Genomic DNA, 19,739 nt, shown 5'->3' on the forward strand with positions numbered 1-19,739 from the left:
CGCAGATATGACGACCCCTAGAAGCGTGAATTTTTTTCAATTTGCTTCACAATTTTTTTGAAGTTTAGTCGTTGCGAGCGCACCTCCTGGTTGTTCTTGGCTGTATTCTGAAGTGCTCTGGAAATGCCGCGCATTGGGCCCGAATTGGAAACAGATGCGCTATGGTAGATTATTGTTTCTAAAAATGGTGCTGCAGGGCAGATTTACCTCAAACTCCGAGGTGGTTGCGTCACAATCTCGTCGCCGCTTTAGGTGCGCATAGTGCTTAGCCACTAAACTGTGTTTCAAGCTAGGGTTTCGTTTCATGGGCAAAGCGGGGAGCTCGAATACAGGTTATTAACCCTCTTGGGGAAATTTCGCAGCGCTGCGTCATTTTGGAGGTTTTACGCAAATTGTAGGAAAATGATGCGGATAAAACGAATCATTTTTTAGGTGGTCAGCCTGAACTTCAGCCGCTTGCAGTTAAGCCGAGGCCATAGGCCTGCTCGGCAGTGTAGGGTTTGATCGGGAATTGTGAGGGCCATGGTGCTGCTAGAGGGCATTGTAACCCTATATCTAGGGGTGCCTTGGTGCATCGCGCTTTCGCGTTTTGCGAGCTTTTAAAGGGTTTTGTTGCTCCTTGGTGCTTCACAGTACCCCACCCCATACTATATATAGAAGGGGGATAAAAAGGGGGATTGAGAAATGACCCATTCATTGCACAAGCTTGCGGCTCAGACAGTCAAAACCGCGAACGCTGGGAAATACTCTGATGGAGGGGGGCTTTGGCTCTACAAGCGCGAGGACGGTGGCGCGCAGTGGGTGTTGCGCGTTCATGTTCATGGCAGGCGTCGCGAAATGGGGCTTGGTTCTTATCCAGCAACGACACTGAAACAAGCGCGCGTTCATGCGGAGCAATGGCGGGTTGTCGCGCGCGAAGGCCGTGACCCGATCAAGGAACGCGCACAAGCCAAACTCGACAAAGCGCGCAACATGCACCTTCTTTCAGACATTGCGCATGATGCTTTTGAAAGTCGCAAAGCTGAGTTGAAAGGCGACGGCAAAGCAGGCCGTTGGTTTTCGCCGCTGGAATTGCACGTCCTCCCCAAACTTGGCAAAATTCCTGTTTCTGAAATAGATCAGCGCGATATCCGCGACACGCTTGCACCGATCTGGCATGACAAAGCGCATACCGCAAAGAAGGCCGCAAACCGTTTGGGCATCTGTCTCAAACATGCGGCGGCGCTGGGCCTGGAGGTTGATCTGCAAGCGGTGGATAAGGCCAAGGCGCTCTTAGGCCAGCAACGCCATGTGACCGAACATGTGCCCGCGCTGGATTGGCAGGACGTGCCAGAATTTTACCAATCACTTAATGAGGGCACAGTGACCGAGCTTGCATTGCGGATGCTCATTCTAACAGGCGTGCGCTCCAAAGGGGTGCGCTTTATGCGCCTTGATCAGATTGAGGGCGATGTTTGGACCGTGCCAGCCGAAAATATGAAAGGTCGCAAAGGCGCGACAACTGACTTTCGCGTGCCCCTCTCGACAGAAGCGCTTGCGGTCATAGAGCAAGCCAAGCCCTTTGCGCGCGACGGGTTCTTGTTCGCTGGCGTGCGTCGCGGCGTTATCTCGGATGCGACTATGGCGAAATATATGGACAGACGCGGATTAGAGGCGCGTCCACATGGGTTCCGTTCTTCTATGCGGGTTTGGTTGGCAGAGGCAACGAACGCGCCCCATGACGTAGCAGAGACATGCCTAGCGCATGTAGCAGGCGGCAAAGTCGAGCGCGCTTATAAGCGGACCGATTTTCTAGAGCAAAGGCGGGTGTTGATGGAGCGTTGGTGTGACTTTCTAGGCAATTCATGGTCGGACGTTCTTGGATTTGCCATCAAATGAATAATTATTTGGCAGCTACGACATACGTTTGCGACACTTTCGAAGAAGATATTGTTGATGGGCGGCTCAATTATCCGGAGAGCACGTTTGCAGAGAGCGTTTTTGGCGGCAGCGCACAACTTGATTTGCAAACAGGATATAATCTGAATCGTTTGCATCCAGATTATGAAATCTCAAAAGTAGAGTACTACGAACTCAAGTTGCCCGTCGCACAATATCTGGTTGCTTTGGCGCATTCAGATGGAGATTTCTATGACTTTTGCTGCAAGATTGCTGCTGCCAATTTGCGCGCAAAGCGAAGTATCCCAGAGCCTTTAGTTGCATTTGCGAGCCTCGTTTTGGAAGGCTTGGTTTCGAAGCCAAAGAAACGGAGCAGGCCGCGTAAAAAAGATTGGTCGGAAAAGTACAGCCTGTGGAACGTCACACTTCAAGTTGTTGAGAAGTTTGATTTGGAACTTACGAGAAACGACGAGACGGCTGGGCACATAAGCGCGTGCGACGCGGTGGCGGAGGCCTTGACCCTTTGCGGGAGGCCTACAACTTATGGGCAAATAAAGAACCTAATGGTTCATCCAGATCACTCCCGTCTGCGAAAAGAATTTATTGTCTCGACTAAGATCAAGTCACGCTGGAGAGACGTCAATCCGCCGCAAAACGCACTAAGTCCAAACTACTTCGACTACTGGTTTAACGCTGCAAAAACCGATGTGATGGATATATTGGGTACTTTTCCTAGCCAATCCAAGAAAAGTGACTGACTTAGCCAACATGCAGAACCAATGACGGTATGGGAGAAGTTTCCAATGCAACCATTGGAGCATCGACATGCGCTATCTCACTTTCAAAGACCTTCAAGATAAACTCGGTGGCCGTGGCCGCACGACGATATATAGGGACTGCGAATTGGGCCGATTGCCCAAGCCCATCAAAATCGGCTCTCGCCTGTATTGGAACGAAGCTGATATCGACGCCGCGCTTGCGGCACACGCGGGATAAGACCCGCCCCACCTGCGCAAGTGCGCTGGCGTTGGGGTGGGAATATATCTGGCATGATACTCTCAACACCTACGCCCAGTGCCTTCGTGGATCAAGAAGGATAGCTGAAAATGGCTAAACAAACTGACTTCAAATCTGCCCGAACTCAAGTTGCTTGGGCGTGCGATGCCTTAAGGGCTTGGCGTAAAATTTCACACCAAATGCAACAAACCGAAGTGGGTGGTTGGCGCTTGGGTTCGATAATTCATCGACTTAAGCATGACTTTGATTGGCCGATTGAGAAAGAGGAACGCGGCCCGCAAAACGTGGCATTCTATTTCTTGAAAGCTGGCACAGATCTTTCCAAGCTCAAGATGCCGCCTTCTGCATTGTCTCTAAGCGACGATGGTGCCGCATGAAAAAGCACATCTATAACCCCGCACCGCCCAGCGCTTTTGCGAAAGAGATTAGACGTCGCGCACAAGTCGCTACCGCATTGGCTCAAGTCAAAGCCGATCTGTTCACAGGTGCAATCTATGGCGACTAAACCTTATAAGAAGGGCAAGAAGGGGGCTGGGCGTCACGTCCAGCTTCCCGAATGGCTGCAAGCGTGTGAGGCGTGGGCAACGCTCAAACCCGGCCCGCGCGCGCTCTACGTCGAAATAAAGCGGCGCTACAACGGAAACAACAACGGGCGGATTGTTCTAAGCCACAGAGACGCGGCAAAGGCGCTGCACGTCCATCGCAACACTGTTGGGCCGTGGTTCAGAGAACTGGAAGAACGCGGTTTCATACGCATGACCCAAGCGCCCTATCTTGGCCCGTCAGGAGTAGGGCAATCGTCACATTGGGCATTGGATGAAATGCAAGGAGCGGACATGAAACCCGCACGCAAGGCGTTCATGGCGTGGCAAGTTGCCACGACCTTGTAGTTTCCCCAGTTGGGAAGAATCTGTTTAGCGCTAGAACTCATTCGCAAGGGAAAGCTTCGCCCATCGATAACCAGACCAGCATTCTCGCTGAGTGATGGCGACTTTGCGGATGTGTCCGCATGTAGTTCATGACTATGTCCGTTACTTGTTTGTTTGCCAGATTATCGGGAAAGCAAATATCCAGCGCTTTTCTCGCAAATTCGGTTGCCTCTTGAGCAGTACCGTTGCCGTCGGACGCCTGCATTTGAACGAGCGAAGCCCCGAGAGTTATTCCTTCCCAAGAGCCGATAATGTGGCCAAGGCAAAATGTTTGTTCAAAAATCTTTTCCGATGAACACGCTGCAAAAATCTCGTTGCCGCTAGCGTTTTGGGCAGTCAAGGGACTAGGAGGTGACAACAGAATGGCTGCCAAAGTGAAAGCTTTGCAAAGTTTGTAGATCAAAAAAGCCACTCCCTCAGTTGACGCTTTTCCAGTTCCACTCAAGCTAGCCAAAGTTCCTTTTCAATTCTAGTGTTAGAAAATGGTTAGAATTCAGCATTTACCAAAACAAAAATCCCCGCACAAAAGTTGGTACAGGCTGTCACAAAATCAGGGCATGCGTTAGTGGATCTACTCGCAAGGCAGGTGAAACCGTCCTGAAAATTGTGACGTGAGAGCGCGAATTGGGAAAATCAGCGTCATACAGATTGGGACATATATAGATATGCCAGGGGGAAGAGCTGTTGTGAGATTTCTTTTGATGGTCGCGCGCGTTTCAATCCAGTCACTTGGAAACCCCTACCCCCGTTTGCGCTGGGTCGCCCTGTCAACGAAGCAGGGGCATTCGGTTCCAAGACGCAGCAGGTGGAGTTTTGAAGCCCCCCTTTACGCAAGGGGTAGTTCAATCTTTACGCATGGTAGATCGAAACCACTCTACATCGTTAAATTATCGCGCCGTCAGTTCCAAGGCAAAAAGTTGGGAAGTGACCAGCACCGATAGACCCTAAAATTGCTTAATGATTTCGTAAAATATTGGAGACTCATAATGGGCGGATATGGCTCAGGACGACCAAGCCACAAGCAAAAGGCAGAGGATTGCCGCTCGTTAGATGTGAACCGTTTGCAGCGTGAGGGATGCTTGACGAATGGGCGCGCTGGGCATTGGGTTTGGCTTAGGAATGAAGAGGAAGTTGGTCGAATTGGGTACAGCTCGAACAATGGACGTTTGAACCTAGACTACCGTGTGCGCCTGTATGGGGGCGATTGGGAAAGCGTGAGCCAATCAATCTGCATCCACCAAGCAAGCTGCCACTATGGTGGTGAGAGGCCCTATTTTCGCTGCCCGGGCATTGTGAACGGAAGGCATTGCGGAAGGCGGGTCGGCAAGCTCTTCTCAGGTGGGAAATACTTCTTGTGCCGCCATTGCTACAATGTGGCTTATTCCAGCCAATCAGAACTACGCTATGACCGCATGTTACGCCGCGCGAACAAATTGCGGACGGAGTTAGGCGGTGAACCCGGCTCCGCCCATTGGATAGCGCCAAAACCTAAAGGCATGTGGCAACGGACCTACCAGCGCAAACGCTTTGAAATTCAGTGGTGCGAGAACCAAGCTGACCGACTGTTTCTTAGGAAGTTTAGCCACCTACTGAGCAAAAGCGAACAGGCGTTTCTGTTTGATTAGTCGGCTTTCGTGCATCCTGCTTTTCCAAGTTGTTTTTGACACGACCTGTGCCGCTATGCATTCTGAGCGTGTTTGAAACTGATATGCTTGGTATTTCTACGTGCTCAATTTATTTAAAGCCCTTATCCTCAGTATGCTTATTTGGTGCGCGCCTGATGATGCGAAGGCGCAAGATTTTGAAAGCCTTTTCCAAGACTTCAATGCGTCCAGTTTAACCCGATCCGAAAAGCGGTTCTTGCAAACGGCTCTAGCCTTTGAGGGGCACTATGTTGGCTTGCTCGATGGTGCATGGGGCAGGTTAAGTCGTGATGCGCTTGGGCGATATTCTTGGGCGAAGTTTGGGACTGGATCAGCAAATTGGCATATGGCGATGCTCGCGCATTCGTTTTTTAATTTCATAGAGCGCGATGGTTGGGACTATTTTTACATTGAGCCTGCTAGAATTTCGATTCTTTGGCCCTTTGACTCTATTGTGAGAGACGCCCCGACAGATGGTTTTGTGAACTATCGCCATGCAAAGTCGAGTCTGGGCATCTCAATCGCAATTCAGAGTCAAAAAGCTGCACAGAACTCGCATGACTACGTTCAAAGCAGGCATGAACAAGCAGATGCGCCCTACTCTGTTCGAAAGAAGCAACTCGCGATATCGACGTCTAAGCGTCGGGATGGTTTTATACTTTATGCGCGTTCGAACTTTGTAAATGGCGCATGGTCAACGGTTCTTTTGTCAGCGCAAAAAGAAGATGAAGCTCTGTTAACGACCATGGCCGCTAGCATGAAAGTAGGCAGGCTTGATAGCTTTAGAATCACGCGAAATGGCGAATTAGAAAAAGCGATCTACAAGACCGCTGCTTTGCTGGAGCAAGCAGAGCGGGATGCAAACGTGAATACTAAGCCTGTTGCTGGTTCAAACTCAGATGCAGAACAAGCTAAGCCACGAACTTCAGGGTCAGGCAGCGGGTTTGTTGTGTCATCAAAAGGGGTCGTAATGACGAACGCGCATGTCGTAGACGGTTGCACCTCTGTTTTCGTTGATAATGTACCTGCCAAAGTTTTGGCCGAATCTGATGATTTCGACTTAGCGTTGCTCAGCACCGATCAAGGGGCAGACAACGTTGCAGTTTTTTCCGCAGGAAGCGCAAATTTGAATGCAGACGTCACAGCAATCGGCTTTCCATATGGCGGGTTACTCGGAGGATTAAACGTCACCCGTGGGTCGGTGTCTGCTTTGAAAGGGTTGTCTGGTGATGCAACGACAATGCAAATTACAGCGCCTATTCAAAAGGGCAATTCTGGCGGCCCTGTTCTAGCCTCTGACGGCGAAGTCGTAGGTGTTGTCGTCTCAAAGCTTAACGCGCGTAGAACGGCGGAGCTTATGGGCGACACGCCTCAAAACGTAAATTTTGCAGTCCGAGGGGAAATTGCAAGATTGTTCATGTCCCAAAATGGCGTCGAACCTTTGTTGAGTTTGGAAAACGAAACGCTTGGACCAGAAGCGCTCGCCCAAAAGGCAGCTAAATTCACTGTCTTTGTTGAATGCAAATAAAATATTCTAGCTGCTTTTGGCTCGCATGAGCGTTTCGATAAAGGGGGATTAGAAGGGGGATTGATTAACTGATAAATAATCTATCAATTTGATATAATTATATTTTTTTGGAATTTATGGTGCTGCTAGAGAGAATCGAACTCTCGACCTCTCCCTTACCAAGGGAGTGCTCTACCTCTGAGCTATAGCAGCGCCGTGTGGGCGGCTGAGTAGACCGAATTTCGCACTCGCACAAGCGTAATCTAGACCCTTCTGGACGCCTGCGTTAGAGAAGGCGTATGACACAACAAAACGACCTCAAAAATCAAGCGTCCAAGCAGCCCTCTCGCGAGGAGAGGTTGAAGGCAGCGTTGAAAGCGAATTTGGGGCGGCGCAAGGCGCAGGCGAAGACGCGCGTCCAAAGTGAACAAGCGCCAAAGGTAAACACGCCTGAGGGCGATACATAAGAGTTAGGCAGGTAGATGGATTCAATTCTGGTCAGAGGGAATGGCGCGCTAAACGGGCAAATCCCGATTGCGGGTGCGAAAAACACAGTTCTTAAACTGATGTGCGCGGCGCTTTTGACAGAAGAGCCGCTGACGCTCACCAATGTGCCGCGCTTGGCGGATATAGGCACGCTGAGCGATGTGCTGGAATCGCTGGGCTGCGAGATTGCCCAACTCTCAAGCGGGCGTGTTCTGGCGCTGAATGCGGGAACGTTAACCTCGCATAAAGCCGACTATGATCTGGTGCGCAAACTGCGCGCGTCCTTCAATGTGCTCGGGCCTTTGCTGGCGCGTGCAGGCGAGGCGATCGTGTCGATGCCGGGTGGTTGCGCCATCGGCGCGCGGGCGGTGGATATGCACCTCGATGCGCTGGAGCGGATGGGCGCGGTGATCGAACTCAAGGACGGCTATGTCCACGCATCTGCCCCGAACGGATTGAAAGGCGCGGAAATTCCGCTGCGTTTTGCGTCGGTCGGTGCAACGGAAAATGCGATGACTGCAGCGACGCTGGCCAAGGGAACGACCGTGATCAAGAACGCCGCACGCGAGCCCGACACTAAGGCGCTGGCAGATTGCCTGATCGCTATGGGCGCGCAGATCGAGGGTGCAGGCACCGAAACCATTACCATTACCGGCGTCGATAAACTGCATGGCGCGACGCAGGCTGTGATCCCCGATCGTATTGAAATGGGCACTTTCATGATCGCGCCGATGATCGCGGGTGGCTCTGTCGAATTGCTTGGCGGTCGCTTTGATCTGATCCCGTCCTTCGCGGAAAAGATGCAAGAGGCAGGCGCAATCATTGAAGAAACTGCCCTTGGTCTGCGCGTCACCAAACCTGACGGTCCGATCAAACCCGTCAATGTCACGACCAAGCCGTTTCCGGGCTTTCCTACAGATCTGCAAGCACAATTCATGGCAATGATGTGCTTTGCGGACGGTGTCAGCGTGCTTGAGGAAACCATTTTCGAGAACCGTTTTATGCACGCACCGGAGCTTTTGCGCATGGGTGCACGCGTCGAGGTGCATGGCGGCACGGCGACAGTCACGGGCGTTGACAAGATGAACGGCGCGCAAGTCATGGCGACTGATCTGCGCGCCTCCGTGTCTCTGATCCTTGCGGGTCTGCGGGCCGAAGGGGAAACTCAGGTGAACCGCGTGTACCATCTCGATCGCGGCTATGAGCGGATCGAAGAGAAACTGCGCGCCGTCGGCGCCGATATTGAACGGGTCAAAGGATCATGAGCGAAGACGCACGTTTCGAGGACGGCGCAGAGCGCCCTTTGAACCTTGGTGCGCTGGAGGCGGGGGATCTGAAAGTGCTCTCTGCCTTGGTGCAGGACGCGGTATTTCCGGCATCCGAAATGCGCTACGTCAAGGCGGGTGGACGCTTTGCCTTGCTGCTCAACCGCTTTCGCTGGGAGGGCGGGGCGCGCGCGCCTGAGCGCGTTCAGTCGGTGCTGATGATCGCCAACGTCGACAAGGTCGTCAGCAGCGGCGTGCCGCGCGGCGACGGCGATACGATTCTGTCCTTGCTTTCGGTGGAATTCAGCGAAACGGACGCGCCGTCGGGCCAGGTCACCCTGACCCTCGCGGGGGATGGTGCGTTACGCCTTGATGTGGAAGCGCTCGATGTGACACTCAAGGACGTGACGCGCCCCTATCTGGCGCCGTCCAAGAAGACCCCGGATCACGGCGTATAAGGCCCGCTCGCTCCCAAGTGCTCTTGAGGCTGCCCATGGTGCGCGCTAAGTCAGGGCGCAAGCCATGAGGGATGCCTATGCCGCAATTTCTAAGCACCGCCGACGCCGATTTTGAAACCCGCTTTACCGCGCTTCTGAACGCCAAGCGCGAGGATAGCCCTGATGTGGACGCGACTGTTGCGCAGATCATCGCCGATGTGCGCGCACGCGGCGATGCGGCGGTCATTGATCTAACGCGCAAGTTTGATCGAATGACTTTGACAGCTGAGACTTTGGCCTTTTCATCTGAAGAGATTGAAGCGGGCTGCGCTAAAGTGCCCGAGGCCGAGCGCGCCGCGCTCGAACTCGCTGCTGCGCGCATTCGCGCCTATCATGAACGCCAGATGCCCGAGGATGCCAGTTGGACCGATGATGCTGGGGCAACATTGGGCTGGCGTTGGAGTGCGGTGTCCGCCGCAGGGCTCTATGTGCCGGGTGGCCTCGCCTCTTATCCATCCTCCGTTTTGATGAATGCGATCCCAGCAAAAGTCGCGGGTGTCCAACGACTTGCCATCGTCGTGCCGACGCCGGACGGCATTGCCAATCCTGCCGTTTTGCTGGCCGCGCGTATTGCCGGCGTTGATGAAATCTATCGTATCGGCGGCGCGCAGGCGATTGCTGCGCTGGCCTATGGCACCGAAACGATTCCGCCTGTGGACAAGATAACCGGCCCCGGTAACGCATTCGTCGCCGCTGCCAAGCGCCGTGTGTTCGGGAAAGTCGGCATCGACATGATTGCCGGACCGTCCGAAATCCTCGTGATCGCTGATAAGGACAATGATCCTGACTGGATCGCGCTCGATCTGCTCAGTCAGGCTGAGCATGACGAGAGCGCGCAGTCCTTGTTGATCACCGATGATGCTGGCTTTGGCCGCGCTGTCGCGGATGCCGTCACCAAACGCCTTGAGACGCTGGAGCGCCGCAAGATCGCGGGGGCAAGCTGGCGTGATTATGGCGCTGTTATTACGGTAGAAAACCTTGATGAGGCGGCAACACTTTCCAATCGAATTGCTCCCGAGCACCTAGAGCTTTGCGTCGCCGATCCCGACGCGCTCAGCGCCAATTGCATTCACGCAGGCGCGATATTTCTGGGTCAGTGGACGCCAGAAGCCATCGGCGATTACATCGGCGGACCGAACCACGTTTTGCCCACCGCCCGCTCCGCGCGTTTTTCCTCTGGCCTTTCTGTGATGGATTTCGTCAAACGCACCACATTGGCGCGCATGACGCCCGAGGCCTTGCGCGCGATTGGCCCATCTGCTGAAGTGCTGGCAACATCCGAAAGTCTCGAGGCGCATGGCCTTTCCGTCACCGCCCGCCTGCAAAAATTGAACGAGTAGCCCTATGTCCCGTATCGCCCATATTGAAATCGACGACAGTAACCTGCCAGTCCCCACGCCCGAAATCGAGCAGGAACGAAGGGTCGCCGTGTTCGATCTGCTCGAGGATAACTCTTTTGTTCTTCCGAGCCGCGACGAGCGTGCTGCGCCCGATGGTCCCTATGATCTGACGTTGGCGATCCGCGAAAAGCGACTGGTGTTCGACATTAAAACCGCAGGTAAAGAACCGGCTGCCGAATTCCACCTCTCGCTCGGCCCGTTCCGCCAAGTGGTCAAGGATTACTTCCAGATTTGCGAGAGCTATTTCTCCGCCGTCAAGAACCTGCCCCCCAGCCAGATCGAAACCATCGACATGGCCCGGCGCGGCATTCACATGGAAGGCAGCCGCATTCTGCAAGAACGCCTGGAGGGCAAGGCCGAGATTGACATCGACACCGCACGCCGCCTGTTCACGCTGATCTGCGTTCTGCATTTTGGCGGATAAGATGACTGGCGGCCTTCCACAGTCGGTTCTTTTTTGCTGCGATCACAATGCTGTACGCTCGCCCATGGCCGAAGGCATCATGAAGAAATTCTACGGCACGCAGACCTATGTGCAGTCCGTCGGCGTCTATAACGATCTGGAAATTGACGGTTTTTCCATTACCGTCTGCGCCGAAATGGGGGTGGAACTGCACCGCCACCGCTCGCGCTCTTTCGATGAAATGGAAGAGTTCGGTGATGATCTTAGTTCTTTTGACCTGATCATCGCCCTGTCCCCCGCCAGCCAGCATCGCGCTTTGGAATTGACCCGTGTGTTCCATCTGGAGGTGGAGTACTGGCCTATCGTCGATCCGACTGGCCTTGGGGAAACCCGCGAGGCGAAGTTGCATGCCTACCGCCAGTCGCGCGATCAGATCATCGCGCAATTGACTGGAAAATGGGGTACAGCGCGCGGTTAATCGGTTTCTGAAAGTGCGATCATTAAATCGGTCAGGGTTGCCAAGGGCGCAGCGCTCGCGCCGTCATCGCCATCGGCAATTTCCTGCAAGCCGATTAATCCTGCGTAAAACAGGCGCGGCAGATCGGGGTTGGTCAGCTTCATGTCCGCGAAAATCGCGCTCAATTGGGTCAATCGCGCTGCATCGACGCGCCGGACCGCTGGGGCAACGTTTTGATCGCTTTTGGCCCAGGCCCGGATCGCAGGCTCGGCTCCGATGCCGCCATGTGTGCCTTGCGGCTCTGTCGCGATCTGCGAAAGCGTACGCAGTTTTGAATCCGGCGTGGGCAGGGCGTCGAGCAATGTGATGATCTCGCCCGTCGCTTTTTCTTCCCAAAACGTGATCATCGCGGCCTGAAATGTGGGGACATCCTTGAAGTGCCAGTAGAACGATCCTTTGGTCGTCTTCAAATCACGCGCCAAGGGCTCAGCCTTGAGCGCTTGCGGCCCCTTGGACGCTAGTGCGCGAAATCCTGCGGCGACCCAGTCGCGTTGTGATAATCTGGTCATGCCTCAACATACGTAGGCGTACTGAAGAGATCAAGATGTCTGACATACGAAAGCGTATGGTCGCAAGATTACAAGATACATCGTGTAAAGCGGCGCACTCTTCCTGTTCTACAACCTGCCCATGCCCAGTGGAGTTTTCACATTATGCCATGGGCAGTTTTAGTAACGATCCCAGCGCTAGCGATGCTCATACGCTCAATTCTTCAAAACAGTTCAGCGCTTTGGCGGCGTACATCATCGAGGGCCCGCCGCCCATCTGGATGCTCATCGCCAGAACGTCGCTGATCTCTTCGCGCGATGCGCCAGTGCGCACGAGGGCTTCGATGTGTAGTGCGATGCAGGCGTCGCATTTGGTGGCAACGGCAATGCCGAGGGCAACGAATTCCTTGGTTTTGAATTCCAGAACGCCGCCTTCTTTGACGGTTTTGCTAAGCGCGCCGAAGGCTTTTGCCGTCTCGGGCATTGCCTTGTTCAAGTTGCGCAATCGATCGCGCGTGTCGTTCAGTTTCTCGCTCCAAGCCATGATGTGCCGCCTTTTGAAAATTGGTTTCGGTTGAGCTACATGCGGCGCACCTGCGTGGCTTTGATCTCGATCAGAAATGCGCGGCACCGCAGTCTGCTAAACTATAAAAAGACCCCCGGTGGTACGCACCGGGGGTCGCTCAAGGTTTAGGCTAGGATACACACGCTAACCGAGGAGGCGACGTGCGATTACCTGAGCTTGAATTTCTGCTGCGCCCTCGAAAATATTGAGGATACGTGCGTCGCACAGAATGCGCGAGATTTTGTATTCCAGCGCGAAACCGTTGCCGCCATGGATTTGCAGCGCGTTATCCGCCGCTGCCCATGCCACGCGCGCGCCTAGCAGCTTGGCCATGCCCGCCTCCAGATCACAGCGCCGGCCTTCGTCCTTCTCGCGCGCACTGAAATAGGTGAGTTGACGCGCCACCATGATTTCGACGGCCATCATCGCCAATTTGCCCGATACGCGCGGAAAATCGATCAGGCTTTTGCCGAACTGCTTGCGATCGATCGCATATTGCATGCCAACATCCAGCGCCGATTGCGCCACGCCAATCGCGCGCGCTGCTGTCTGGATGCGTGCACTCTCGAACGTCTCCATAAGCTGTTTGAAGCCTTTGCCCTCTTCGCTTCCCAGCAGGTTTTCGCCGCTCACCTTGAAACCGTCGAACGCCAGTTCGTATTCCTTCATGCCGCGATAGCCAAGCACTTCGATCTCGCCCCCTGTCATCCCCTCGGTCGGGAATGGGGCATCATCCGTGCCGGGTGTCTTTTCGGCCAGGAACATCGACAGACCTTTGTAATCGGACGTGTCCGGATCGGTGCGCGCTAGCAGCGTCATCACATGGGTGCGCGAAGCGTGGGTGATCCAGGTCTTGTTGCCTGTGACCGTGTAATCGCCATCCGCGCCTTTCACCGCGCGGGTGCGCAATGCCCCGAGATCAGAGCCTGTGTTTGGCTCGGTAAACACCGCCGTTGGTAGCGTTTCAGCAGAGGCCAGTTGCGGCAGCCATTTCTGCTTTTGTGCTTCGGTTCCGCCCGCAATAATCAATTCTGCGGCGATTTCAGAGCGCGTGCCAAGGGAACCGACCCCGATATAGCCGCGCGACAGTTCCTCAGAAACGACGCACATCGACGCCTTGGACAGACCGAAACCGCCGTATTCTTCCGGAATGGTTAGGCCGAACACGCCCATTTCTGCCAGCTCGTCGATGATTTCCGTTGGGATCAATTCGTCTTTGAGGTGCCACTCATGCGCAAAGGGTTCCACCTTTTCGAGCGCATAGCGGCGGAATTGATCGCGAATCATCTCCAATTCGTCGTCGAGGCCGGAGGCACCATACAATGTTGCGCCGGATTGCTCTTGCATCAACTCGACAAGCCGCGTGCGCGCCGCTTGTGTATTGCCGCCCTGCGTCAGCGCCATCACGGCAGGATCCATCATTGGGCGCATGTCGCCCTGACTCAGGCCAATATCTTGCAGGCGCAGAATCTCGCCCTGGTTCATCGGGATGCCGCCGTAGATCTGCCAGAGGTATTCGCCGAAAGCGATTTGGTGGATCAACTGTTCCGTCTCGCCGAACTTGCCATCCGCCTGCTGGCGCTCGGCCCAGCCCTGCATCTGGCGCAGGCTTTCCACATAGGTCGCTAGCCAGGCAAGGCCGTGGCTAGCCGTTTGATTTTCCTCGATAAGTGCACCTGAAATACGTCCACTTTCGGTGACCTGCGAGCGCAGTTTTTCGCGGGCGATCTCCAAAATGGCTTCGACTGGGCCGATTGCGGCTTTGGTCATTTGCAGTAGATCGGGAAGGATCACTGGTGTCTGCATTATCATATCCTGTCCATCATGGGCCATCGGAAGTCTCCTTGAAACGGTTCTGGTCCAAATAATCCTTTCGCAGCTGCAGCGCAACAAAAATACGAAATACATCAAGTAATTGTTTTTATATTACGCGCTCTGCTGTAACATTTCTGACCTACGCAGTTAGGGCGCGCGCTGCTAAGAGCAAGCATGGATATGCTTTTACAGATTCTTCCGCCCGACCTGCTGCTCGCTGCATTCGCGGTCGCGTTGCTTGCAGGGGTTGTCAAAGGCATCGTTGGGTTCGCGATGCCGATGATCCTGCTTTCGGGGTTGAGCATGTTCATGTCGCCCGAATTGGCACTTGCCGCGCTCTTGCTGCCTACGGTCGTCACCAATGGTATGCAAATCCTGCGCCACGGGCTGCGCGCGGTCTGGCAGGTCACGGTGCGCTTTCGCATCTTTCTTATGGTCGGCGGGGCCATGCTTTTTGGCGCGGCCCAGTTGGTGCCGCAATTGCCGGTACAGCTATTTTTACTGGCGCTCGGCGTCGTTGTAACAGGTTTCGCACTCTGGCAGCTTTCGGGCCTCGCGCCTGCCCCGGGCGCATGGCAGCAAAGCCGTAAACTCGATATTACAGTTGGGGCCTTTGCAGGGTTCGTTGGTGGTATTTCGGGTATTTGGGGGCCGCCCACAGTTGCCTATTTGACCGCCATGGGCACCGAAAAGCGCGCGCAGATGTTGGCGCAGGGGGTGATCTACGGCCTCGGCGCGGTGCTTTTGGTCATCGGGCATCTGCGCTCTGGTATTCTGAATGCGCAGACCCTGCCCTTGTCCGTTCTCTTGGTGGTGCCTGCGATCGCGGGCATGATGCTGGGCGGGCGTATATCGGACCGTTTCGATCAAGCGACGTTCCGCCGCGTGACGTTGATCGTGATGACCCTTGGCGGTTTGAACCTGCTGCGTCGCGGCATTTTCGGCTAGCGACCGCTGGAAAAGACCTGCAACAACTGATGCGGCGCGGTACGCGCGAGGCGAAGCGCCGGCCATGCCGCCGCGATAACTGCGGCGCAAACAGCGATACCGCTCAGGATCAGGTAGGACATCGGAAAGACGAACATCGGCAATTGCCAGCCAAACGCGGCGACGTTCACCACCGCAAGCAAGGCCCATGACAGCGCCAATCCCAAGGGGATCGCCAGCACTGTCACACAAAGCGCCAGCACCATCGAGCGGAGCAACTCCAGCCGCCCCAATTGCGCGCGCGTTACGCCAAGCGCCCAAACGGGTGCGAGCTGGGGCAGGCGCATCTGGCTTAGGGTGAGTAGGCTCATCATGATCGAGAACCCTGCCACGCTTAGGGTAAGGATATTCAGCGCCGCCGTCACCGTGAAGGTCTGCTCGAATATCCCGAGCGAAAGCGCCTTTATCCGCGCCTGATCTGCGATGGCGCCTTGGGGTAGGGAAAGCCGCGAGGTCAAAAGCTGGGTCACGTTCACGATATCACTTTTCGGCAGGCGCAAGCCAAAGCGGATCGCCTCCACCTCCGGGTATAGCGCGCGAAACGGTGCAAGGCCGATCATCATTTGCGGTGCGGGATTGCCGTAATCCGAATAGATACCGAGGATGCGTTGCCCCTGTGCGCCGGGAACCAGATCGCCCACAGACAGGTCAGCGCGCAGTGCGAGTTGTTCGTTGATCAAGGCGGTGCCGGGGGTTTGCAGCCTGTCCCAGACCTGCGGGCTCTGGCTCAGTAGGGGCCAGTTGTCGCGGTATGTGGCATGATCTTCGATTGCAAAGACTTCGCCCGCTTGCTCGTTCAATTGCACCACTGCGCTCATGATTGGCAAAACAGCTTCGACGCGCCCGTCCAGCAGTGTGCGCATCTGCGCCGCTTGCTCAGTGCTCTCAACCGTCACATAAAGCTCCGCCGCGAGCCGCTGATCGAGCCAGCCGGTAAAGGTCAGCCGGAAACTCGACACCATCGTGCTGACACCGACATTCGTCGCAATAGCCAAAAGCAGCGCCATCAAGGCCATCGACAGCCCCGGCACCTGACTGCGGCTGTCGGCCCAGAACCAATGGGGCAGTGCGGCGGTGCTGATCCGCTCCATCACGGCCAGTGCGCGATCAAGTAGCCAAGGCAGCAAGAACGCGGCCCCAACAAGCAGACAACCCAAAAGGATGAAGCCCTGCACCAAACCCGTCGCTGTGGAGCTCAAGCCTAGTGCGATCAGCAGCAAAAGAACACCAAGGGCGCAGAGCCAACCCATCACGCGCCGTGACGCACGCGCCCAGGCTTGCGGTGTGCCTGCTTCCATCAAGGGCAAGCGCGCCAATCGCCCGAGCGCACCTGCACTTGCGATCAAGGTACCGCCGATGGCCATGCCCAGCCCTGAAAGCCACCAGGACGCGCGAATTTGCACGGTTCCAGCAAGGTCCGCGCCATATAATCCCCGCAGTGTCGCCGCCACGTCCGGCAAAAGTGCCGCTGCGATCAGGTAGCCCAAGGCAATGCCGCACAGCCCTGCGATGCTCGCGAAGATTAGCAGTTCCGCCATGAGCAACCCGATGAGCGTTCTGAGGGAAATCCCCAAAGCGCGCAGGGTGCGAAACATCGCGCGGCGCTGCTCGAACGCCAGCCCGATGGCACCGTAGACGATGAACAGGCCGACGACAAAGGACAGCAGGCCAAAGGCGGTGAGGTTTAGGTGAAAACTATCCGTAAGACGCGCAATGTCATCGCCGCTGCTGCGCGCCGCGATGCGCTCCAGATGCGGCGCGATGGCGCTCAAAGGGGGGCGGCTCTGCGGTTGCTCCCGTAGCAGGATTAGCCGATCGACGGTATCACCGCGATCGAGCAAGCGCGCGGCCACACCGATATCAAGCAGCACAGTGCCGCTGGACAGGGACGGCTCGATGCGAAACGCCATGCCTAGATTTGTGGCGACCTCGCTCAGATCACTTGCCACCAAGGCGAAACCACTCGTGGAGAAGAACTGATCGAGCGGCAAGTCCTGTAAATTCTGGCTTGCGGTGACGGCGGGCGCTGTCAGCGGCTCGATCCCAAGGATGCGAAAGTTTTGCCCGGCCACGACGAGCGCGCCGTCGATCTGTGGCGTGACCAGCCAGCCGGCACGGCGCAGTGCCGCGAAGTCCTGCACACGCAGTTTTTGTCCCTGCGCTGCAACGATCTGGTCAAGCTGCCCTTGTGCCACGCGGTCCGCCGCTACGCCGTAACTCGCACGCGCTTCGGCGTTGATCGCCTGCACGCCGGACCACAGCGCCGTGGCCAGTGCCAGTCCGACCAGCAGCGTGAAAAGCTGCAAGGGATTGCGCCACCAATGCGAGAGCAGCGCGCGCAAGGCAGGTCGCCAGATCATTGGGCGATGATCCCGCCGCGCAGGGTCATTTGTCGATCGAGCGCGCGGGCATGTACCGCCGAATGCGTCACCATCAAGACCGATGTGTCGGTTTCGCGCGTGATCTCTAAAAGCAGGGCCAGCACGCTTTGCGCAGTGTCCTCATCCAGATTGCCGGTCGGTTCATCCGCCAGCACCAGTGCCGGTTTTGCCGCCAGTGCGCGGGCGATCGCGACGCGTTGTTGCTGCCCTCCCGATAGCGCTTCGGGATATTTCGCCAGATGGGCATTCAGCCCCATTTGCGTGGCCAGTTGTGTGCACCAGACTGGGTCATGGCGCCCGGCCAATTGCGCCTGAAACGCAATGTTGGCGGCGACGGTGAGGCTGGGGATCAGATTGAATTGCTGGAAAATAAGGCCGACCAGATGACGCCTGCGCTCTGCGCGTTTGCTGTCGCTTGGCTCGGACATGATTTGCCCGTCCAGGGTGATCTGCCCGCTTTTTGGCACATCAAGACCTGCAATCAGATGCAAAAGTGTGCTCTTTCCTGAACCGGATTCGCCCATGAGCGCAAGGCTTTCACCGCGCTCCAGCGTCAGTGAAATACCGCGCAGAACCGCGGTTTCGATGCCGCCTGCGACGTAGCTTTTGTGAAGGTTTTCGATGGTCAAGAGCATAGGTGCCTCCGTGGCTTCCTCGGTCAATAGATAGGCGCATGCGGCGGGTTTCAAGCGAAGCTCTGCCAAGGGGTGCAGGCAACGTTTACGAGCACGGCCAATTCGTCTAAAAGCCAGCAAGAGTTTTCTAACCATCTGTGTGGATTTTCGATTGATCAGGCCCTTTCTAGTTTTTGCCACCTGCACAATTCTTGTGGGCTGCGGCGATCCTCTTGCCGATGTGGACAGGTTGTCCTCGGTTGATCTGGCTGATGATGTGGCCAGTGTTGGCGCGTTACAGGCCCCTGAAAGCGCCGAAGAGACGCGTGGTCTGCTCTCGGGTCTGTTCGGGCGGCGTAATGCGCCTGCTGCGATAAGCACGGACATTGCCGTTGAAGCTGCGCCAGCCAAAGACGGTGACGTCGCCCCCGCTGTTGAGACTGCGCTTGTGACTGCACCGGTGCGCGAACGCCGTGGTCTTTTCGGGTTCATGCGCGCGAAAGAAGTCTCTGCTCCGGCCATGCCCATGATTGAGGCCAGCGCGCCTTTGCCGGATGCGCCCTCTGATGGGTTGATCGAGCAAGCGGTCGCCGTCGCGCCGGACAAGGCGCTCGACGTTACGCAAGGCGCGCCCGAGGCCAACGCCAGATCGCGCAGGGGTCTGTTCGGCCTGCTTGCCGGTGCGCGCGCCAAGGATCAAGCGGAGACAGCGGGCGTGCAGACCGCTTCGCTCGGACCCGTGCAAGCCCCTGCGCGAAACAACGATAAACCTTCGCTTTTCGCCAAGCCGCAACGCGCACACAAAGGCCCTGATGCGCAGATCGTACCGTTCGGCACCACTTTGCCTGCCGGCGCGGTCGCGCGCGTCTGCGATCTCCCGAAGGGGCGTCTAGGCAAGGAAGTCGGAAAGTTCCCAGAGCGCGGACGCGGCTATAAGATGTTCGATAGCAATTCCGGTGCTTCCGGCGCGCGGCCCTTTTACGTGACGGGCTTCGACGATGGTTGCGCACGCACGTTTACCGCCGCTCTTGCCCTCTTCGGCAGCCCGACCATGCACGAGCAACTGCGCTATGGTCTGCCAAGTACCGTGCAGCCCTACAGCACCACGGACAAGGCTTATGAGGGGATCAAACAGTCGATCTGCGGTGTTGCGCGCAAGAAAGCTTGCGGCGCGAAAATCGGATTGCTGGAGAAAGACACAGCTTTCATTTCGATCTATGACCGGATCGGCAGCAACTCCAAATGGTCAAATTTGCTGCTGCACAAGGGCTGGCTACTGGCCGCTGATCGCAAAGGGTGAGCAGCGCTTGGAAAAGCACCAGCGGAGCTTTTTAGCCGCGAATGGAC

The 19,739-nt window shown here is 55.9% G+C and carries 20 protein-coding genes and 1 tRNA gene; 14 read left to right on the forward strand and 7 right to left on the reverse strand.

Annotation, left to right across the window (positions count from 1 at the left end; translation table 11 throughout):
- The first annotated feature begins 684 nt into the window (after positions 1 to 684).
- The 6 genes from B9P63_RS06065 to B9P63_RS06085 all read left to right on the forward strand — a co-directional run bounded on the left by B9P63_RS06065 (position 685) and on the right by B9P63_RS06085 (position 3,785).
- Complete coding sequence (locus B9P63_RS06065; protein WP_085307655.1) at positions 685 to 1,878, forward strand: tyrosine-type recombinase/integrase; 1,194 nt, start codon at positions 685 to 687, stop codon at positions 1,876 to 1,878.
- A gap of 8 nt (positions 1,879 to 1,886) precedes the next feature.
- The gene (locus tag B9P63_RS06070) at positions 1,887 to 2,636 is read left to right on the forward strand and encodes a hypothetical protein (RefSeq protein WP_139816212.1); all 750 of its coding nucleotides are present in this window, start codon (positions 1,887 to 1,889) and stop codon (positions 2,634 to 2,636) included.
- 67 nt (positions 2,637 to 2,703) lie between these two features.
- Positions 2,704 to 2,874, forward strand: coding sequence for a helix-turn-helix transcriptional regulator (locus B9P63_RS06075; RefSeq protein WP_085307657.1), 171 nt, complete (start codon positions 2,704 to 2,706; stop codon positions 2,872 to 2,874).
- A gap of 110 nt (positions 2,875 to 2,984) precedes the next feature.
- Positions 2,985 to 3,272 carry a hypothetical protein gene (locus tag B9P63_RS06080; RefSeq protein ID WP_085307658.1) on the forward strand — a complete coding sequence of 96 codons (288 nt, stop codon included), beginning with the start codon at positions 2,985 to 2,987 and terminating at the stop codon, positions 3,270 to 3,272.
- Complete coding sequence (locus tag B9P63_RS19530) at positions 3,269 to 3,400, forward strand: hypothetical protein (protein ID WP_281252309.1); 132 nt, start codon at positions 3,269 to 3,271, stop codon at positions 3,398 to 3,400. The genes B9P63_RS06080 and B9P63_RS19530 overlap by 4 nt, the downstream gene beginning before the upstream one ends.
- Positions 3,390 to 3,785, forward strand: a complete 396-nt coding sequence (locus B9P63_RS06085) for a helix-turn-helix domain-containing protein (RefSeq protein WP_085307659.1) — start codon at positions 3,390 to 3,392, stop codon at positions 3,783 to 3,785. Before B9P63_RS19530 ends, B9P63_RS06085 begins: the two co-directional genes overlap by 11 nt.
- A gap of 37 nt (positions 3,786 to 3,822) precedes the next feature.
- Here the strand turns inward: B9P63_RS06085 and B9P63_RS06090 are convergent, their stop codons facing one another.
- Complete coding sequence (locus tag B9P63_RS06090; protein ID WP_139816213.1) at positions 3,823 to 4,227, reverse strand: Rap1a/Tai family immunity protein; 405 nt, start codon at positions 4,225 to 4,227, stop codon at positions 3,823 to 3,825.
- Positions 4,228 to 5,549: 1,322 nt separating this feature from the next.
- Between B9P63_RS06090 and B9P63_RS06100 the strand changes: the two genes are divergently transcribed.
- Positions 5,550 to 6,995, forward strand: a complete 1,446-nt coding sequence (locus tag B9P63_RS06100; protein ID WP_245830566.1) for a S1C family serine protease — start codon at positions 5,550 to 5,552, stop codon at positions 6,993 to 6,995.
- A 117-nt stretch (positions 6,996 to 7,112) separates the two neighbouring features.
- On the opposite strand, the gene B9P63_RS06105 is transcribed toward B9P63_RS06100, so the two are convergent.
- Positions 7,113 to 7,187 (reverse strand) — tRNA-Thr (locus B9P63_RS06105).
- Positions 7,188 to 7,456: 269 nt separating this feature from the next.
- Here B9P63_RS06105 and murA point away from each other — a divergent pair.
- The 5 genes from murA (at position 7,457) to B9P63_RS06130 (ending at position 11,503) form a co-directional block, all read left to right on the forward strand.
- Positions 7,457 to 8,725, forward strand: a complete 1,269-nt coding sequence (gene murA / locus B9P63_RS06110) for a UDP-N-acetylglucosamine 1-carboxyvinyltransferase (protein ID WP_085307663.1) — start codon at positions 7,457 to 7,459, stop codon at positions 8,723 to 8,725.
- On the forward strand, positions 8,722 to 9,183 hold the full coding sequence (locus B9P63_RS06115; RefSeq protein WP_085307664.1) for a DUF2948 family protein: 462 nt from the start codon (positions 8,722 to 8,724) through the stop codon (positions 9,181 to 9,183). Before murA ends, B9P63_RS06115 begins: the two co-directional genes overlap by 4 nt.
- Positions 9,184 to 9,260: 77 nt before the next feature.
- The gene (gene hisD, locus B9P63_RS06120; protein WP_085307895.1) at positions 9,261 to 10,562 is read left to right on the forward strand and encodes a histidinol dehydrogenase; all 1,302 of its coding nucleotides are present in this window, start codon (positions 9,261 to 9,263) and stop codon (positions 10,560 to 10,562) included.
- A gap of 4 nt (positions 10,563 to 10,566) precedes the next feature.
- Entirely contained in the window at positions 10,567 to 11,046 is a 480-nt protein-coding gene (locus B9P63_RS06125; RefSeq protein WP_085307665.1) for a UPF0262 family protein, read from the forward strand.
- A gap of 1 nt (position 11,047) precedes the next feature.
- Positions 11,048 to 11,503 carry an arsenate-mycothiol transferase ArsC gene (locus B9P63_RS06130; RefSeq protein ID WP_085307666.1) on the forward strand — a complete coding sequence of 152 codons (456 nt, stop codon included), beginning with the start codon at positions 11,048 to 11,050 and terminating at the stop codon, positions 11,501 to 11,503.
- Here B9P63_RS06130 and B9P63_RS06135 read toward each other — a convergent pair.
- From B9P63_RS06135 to B9P63_RS06145, 3 genes are all read right to left on the reverse strand, one after another.
- Complete coding sequence (locus tag B9P63_RS06135; RefSeq protein WP_085307667.1) at positions 11,500 to 12,051, reverse strand: TetR/AcrR family transcriptional regulator; 552 nt, start codon at positions 12,049 to 12,051, stop codon at positions 11,500 to 11,502. The genes B9P63_RS06130 and B9P63_RS06135 overlap by 4 nt on opposite strands.
- Positions 12,052 to 12,238: 187 nt before the next feature.
- Positions 12,239 to 12,574, reverse strand: a complete 336-nt coding sequence (locus B9P63_RS06140) for a carboxymuconolactone decarboxylase family protein (protein WP_085307668.1) — start codon at positions 12,572 to 12,574, stop codon at positions 12,239 to 12,241.
- 165 nt (positions 12,575 to 12,739) lie between these two features.
- Positions 12,740 to 14,428, reverse strand: a complete 1,689-nt coding sequence (locus B9P63_RS06145; RefSeq protein ID WP_085307669.1) for an acyl-CoA dehydrogenase family protein — start codon at positions 14,426 to 14,428, stop codon at positions 12,740 to 12,742.
- A gap of 156 nt (positions 14,429 to 14,584) precedes the next feature.
- Here B9P63_RS06145 and B9P63_RS06150 point away from each other — a divergent pair, with 156 nt between their 5' ends.
- Positions 14,585 to 15,358 (forward strand): sulfite exporter TauE/SafE family protein, encoded by a 774-nt coding sequence (locus B9P63_RS06150; RefSeq protein WP_085307670.1) that lies wholly within the window; start codon positions 14,585 to 14,587, stop codon positions 15,356 to 15,358.
- Here the strand turns inward: B9P63_RS06150 and B9P63_RS06155 are convergent.
- On the reverse strand, positions 15,355 to 17,757 hold the full coding sequence (locus B9P63_RS06155; RefSeq protein WP_085307671.1) for an ABC transporter permease: 2,403 nt from the start codon (positions 17,755 to 17,757) through the stop codon (positions 15,355 to 15,357). The two genes, B9P63_RS06150 and B9P63_RS06155, sit on opposite strands and share 4 nt — an antisense overlap.
- A complete protein-coding gene (locus B9P63_RS06160; protein ID WP_085307896.1) occupies positions 17,754 to 18,413 on the reverse strand; it encodes an ABC transporter ATP-binding protein in 660 nt (219 codons plus the stop codon). Before B9P63_RS06160 ends, B9P63_RS06155 begins: the two co-directional genes overlap by 4 nt.
- A gap of 151 nt (positions 18,414 to 18,564) precedes the next feature.
- On the opposite strand from B9P63_RS06160, the gene B9P63_RS06165 reads away from it, so the two are divergent.
- Entirely contained in the window at positions 18,565 to 19,692 is a 1,128-nt protein-coding gene (locus B9P63_RS06165; protein WP_139816214.1) for a hypothetical protein, read from the forward strand.
- Positions 19,693 to 19,739 lie beyond the last annotated feature (47 nt).

It is taken from the genome of Planktotalea arctica, assembly GCF_002105285.1.
Classification (GTDB): domain Bacteria; phylum Pseudomonadota; class Alphaproteobacteria; order Rhodobacterales; family Rhodobacteraceae; genus Planktotalea; species Planktotalea arctica.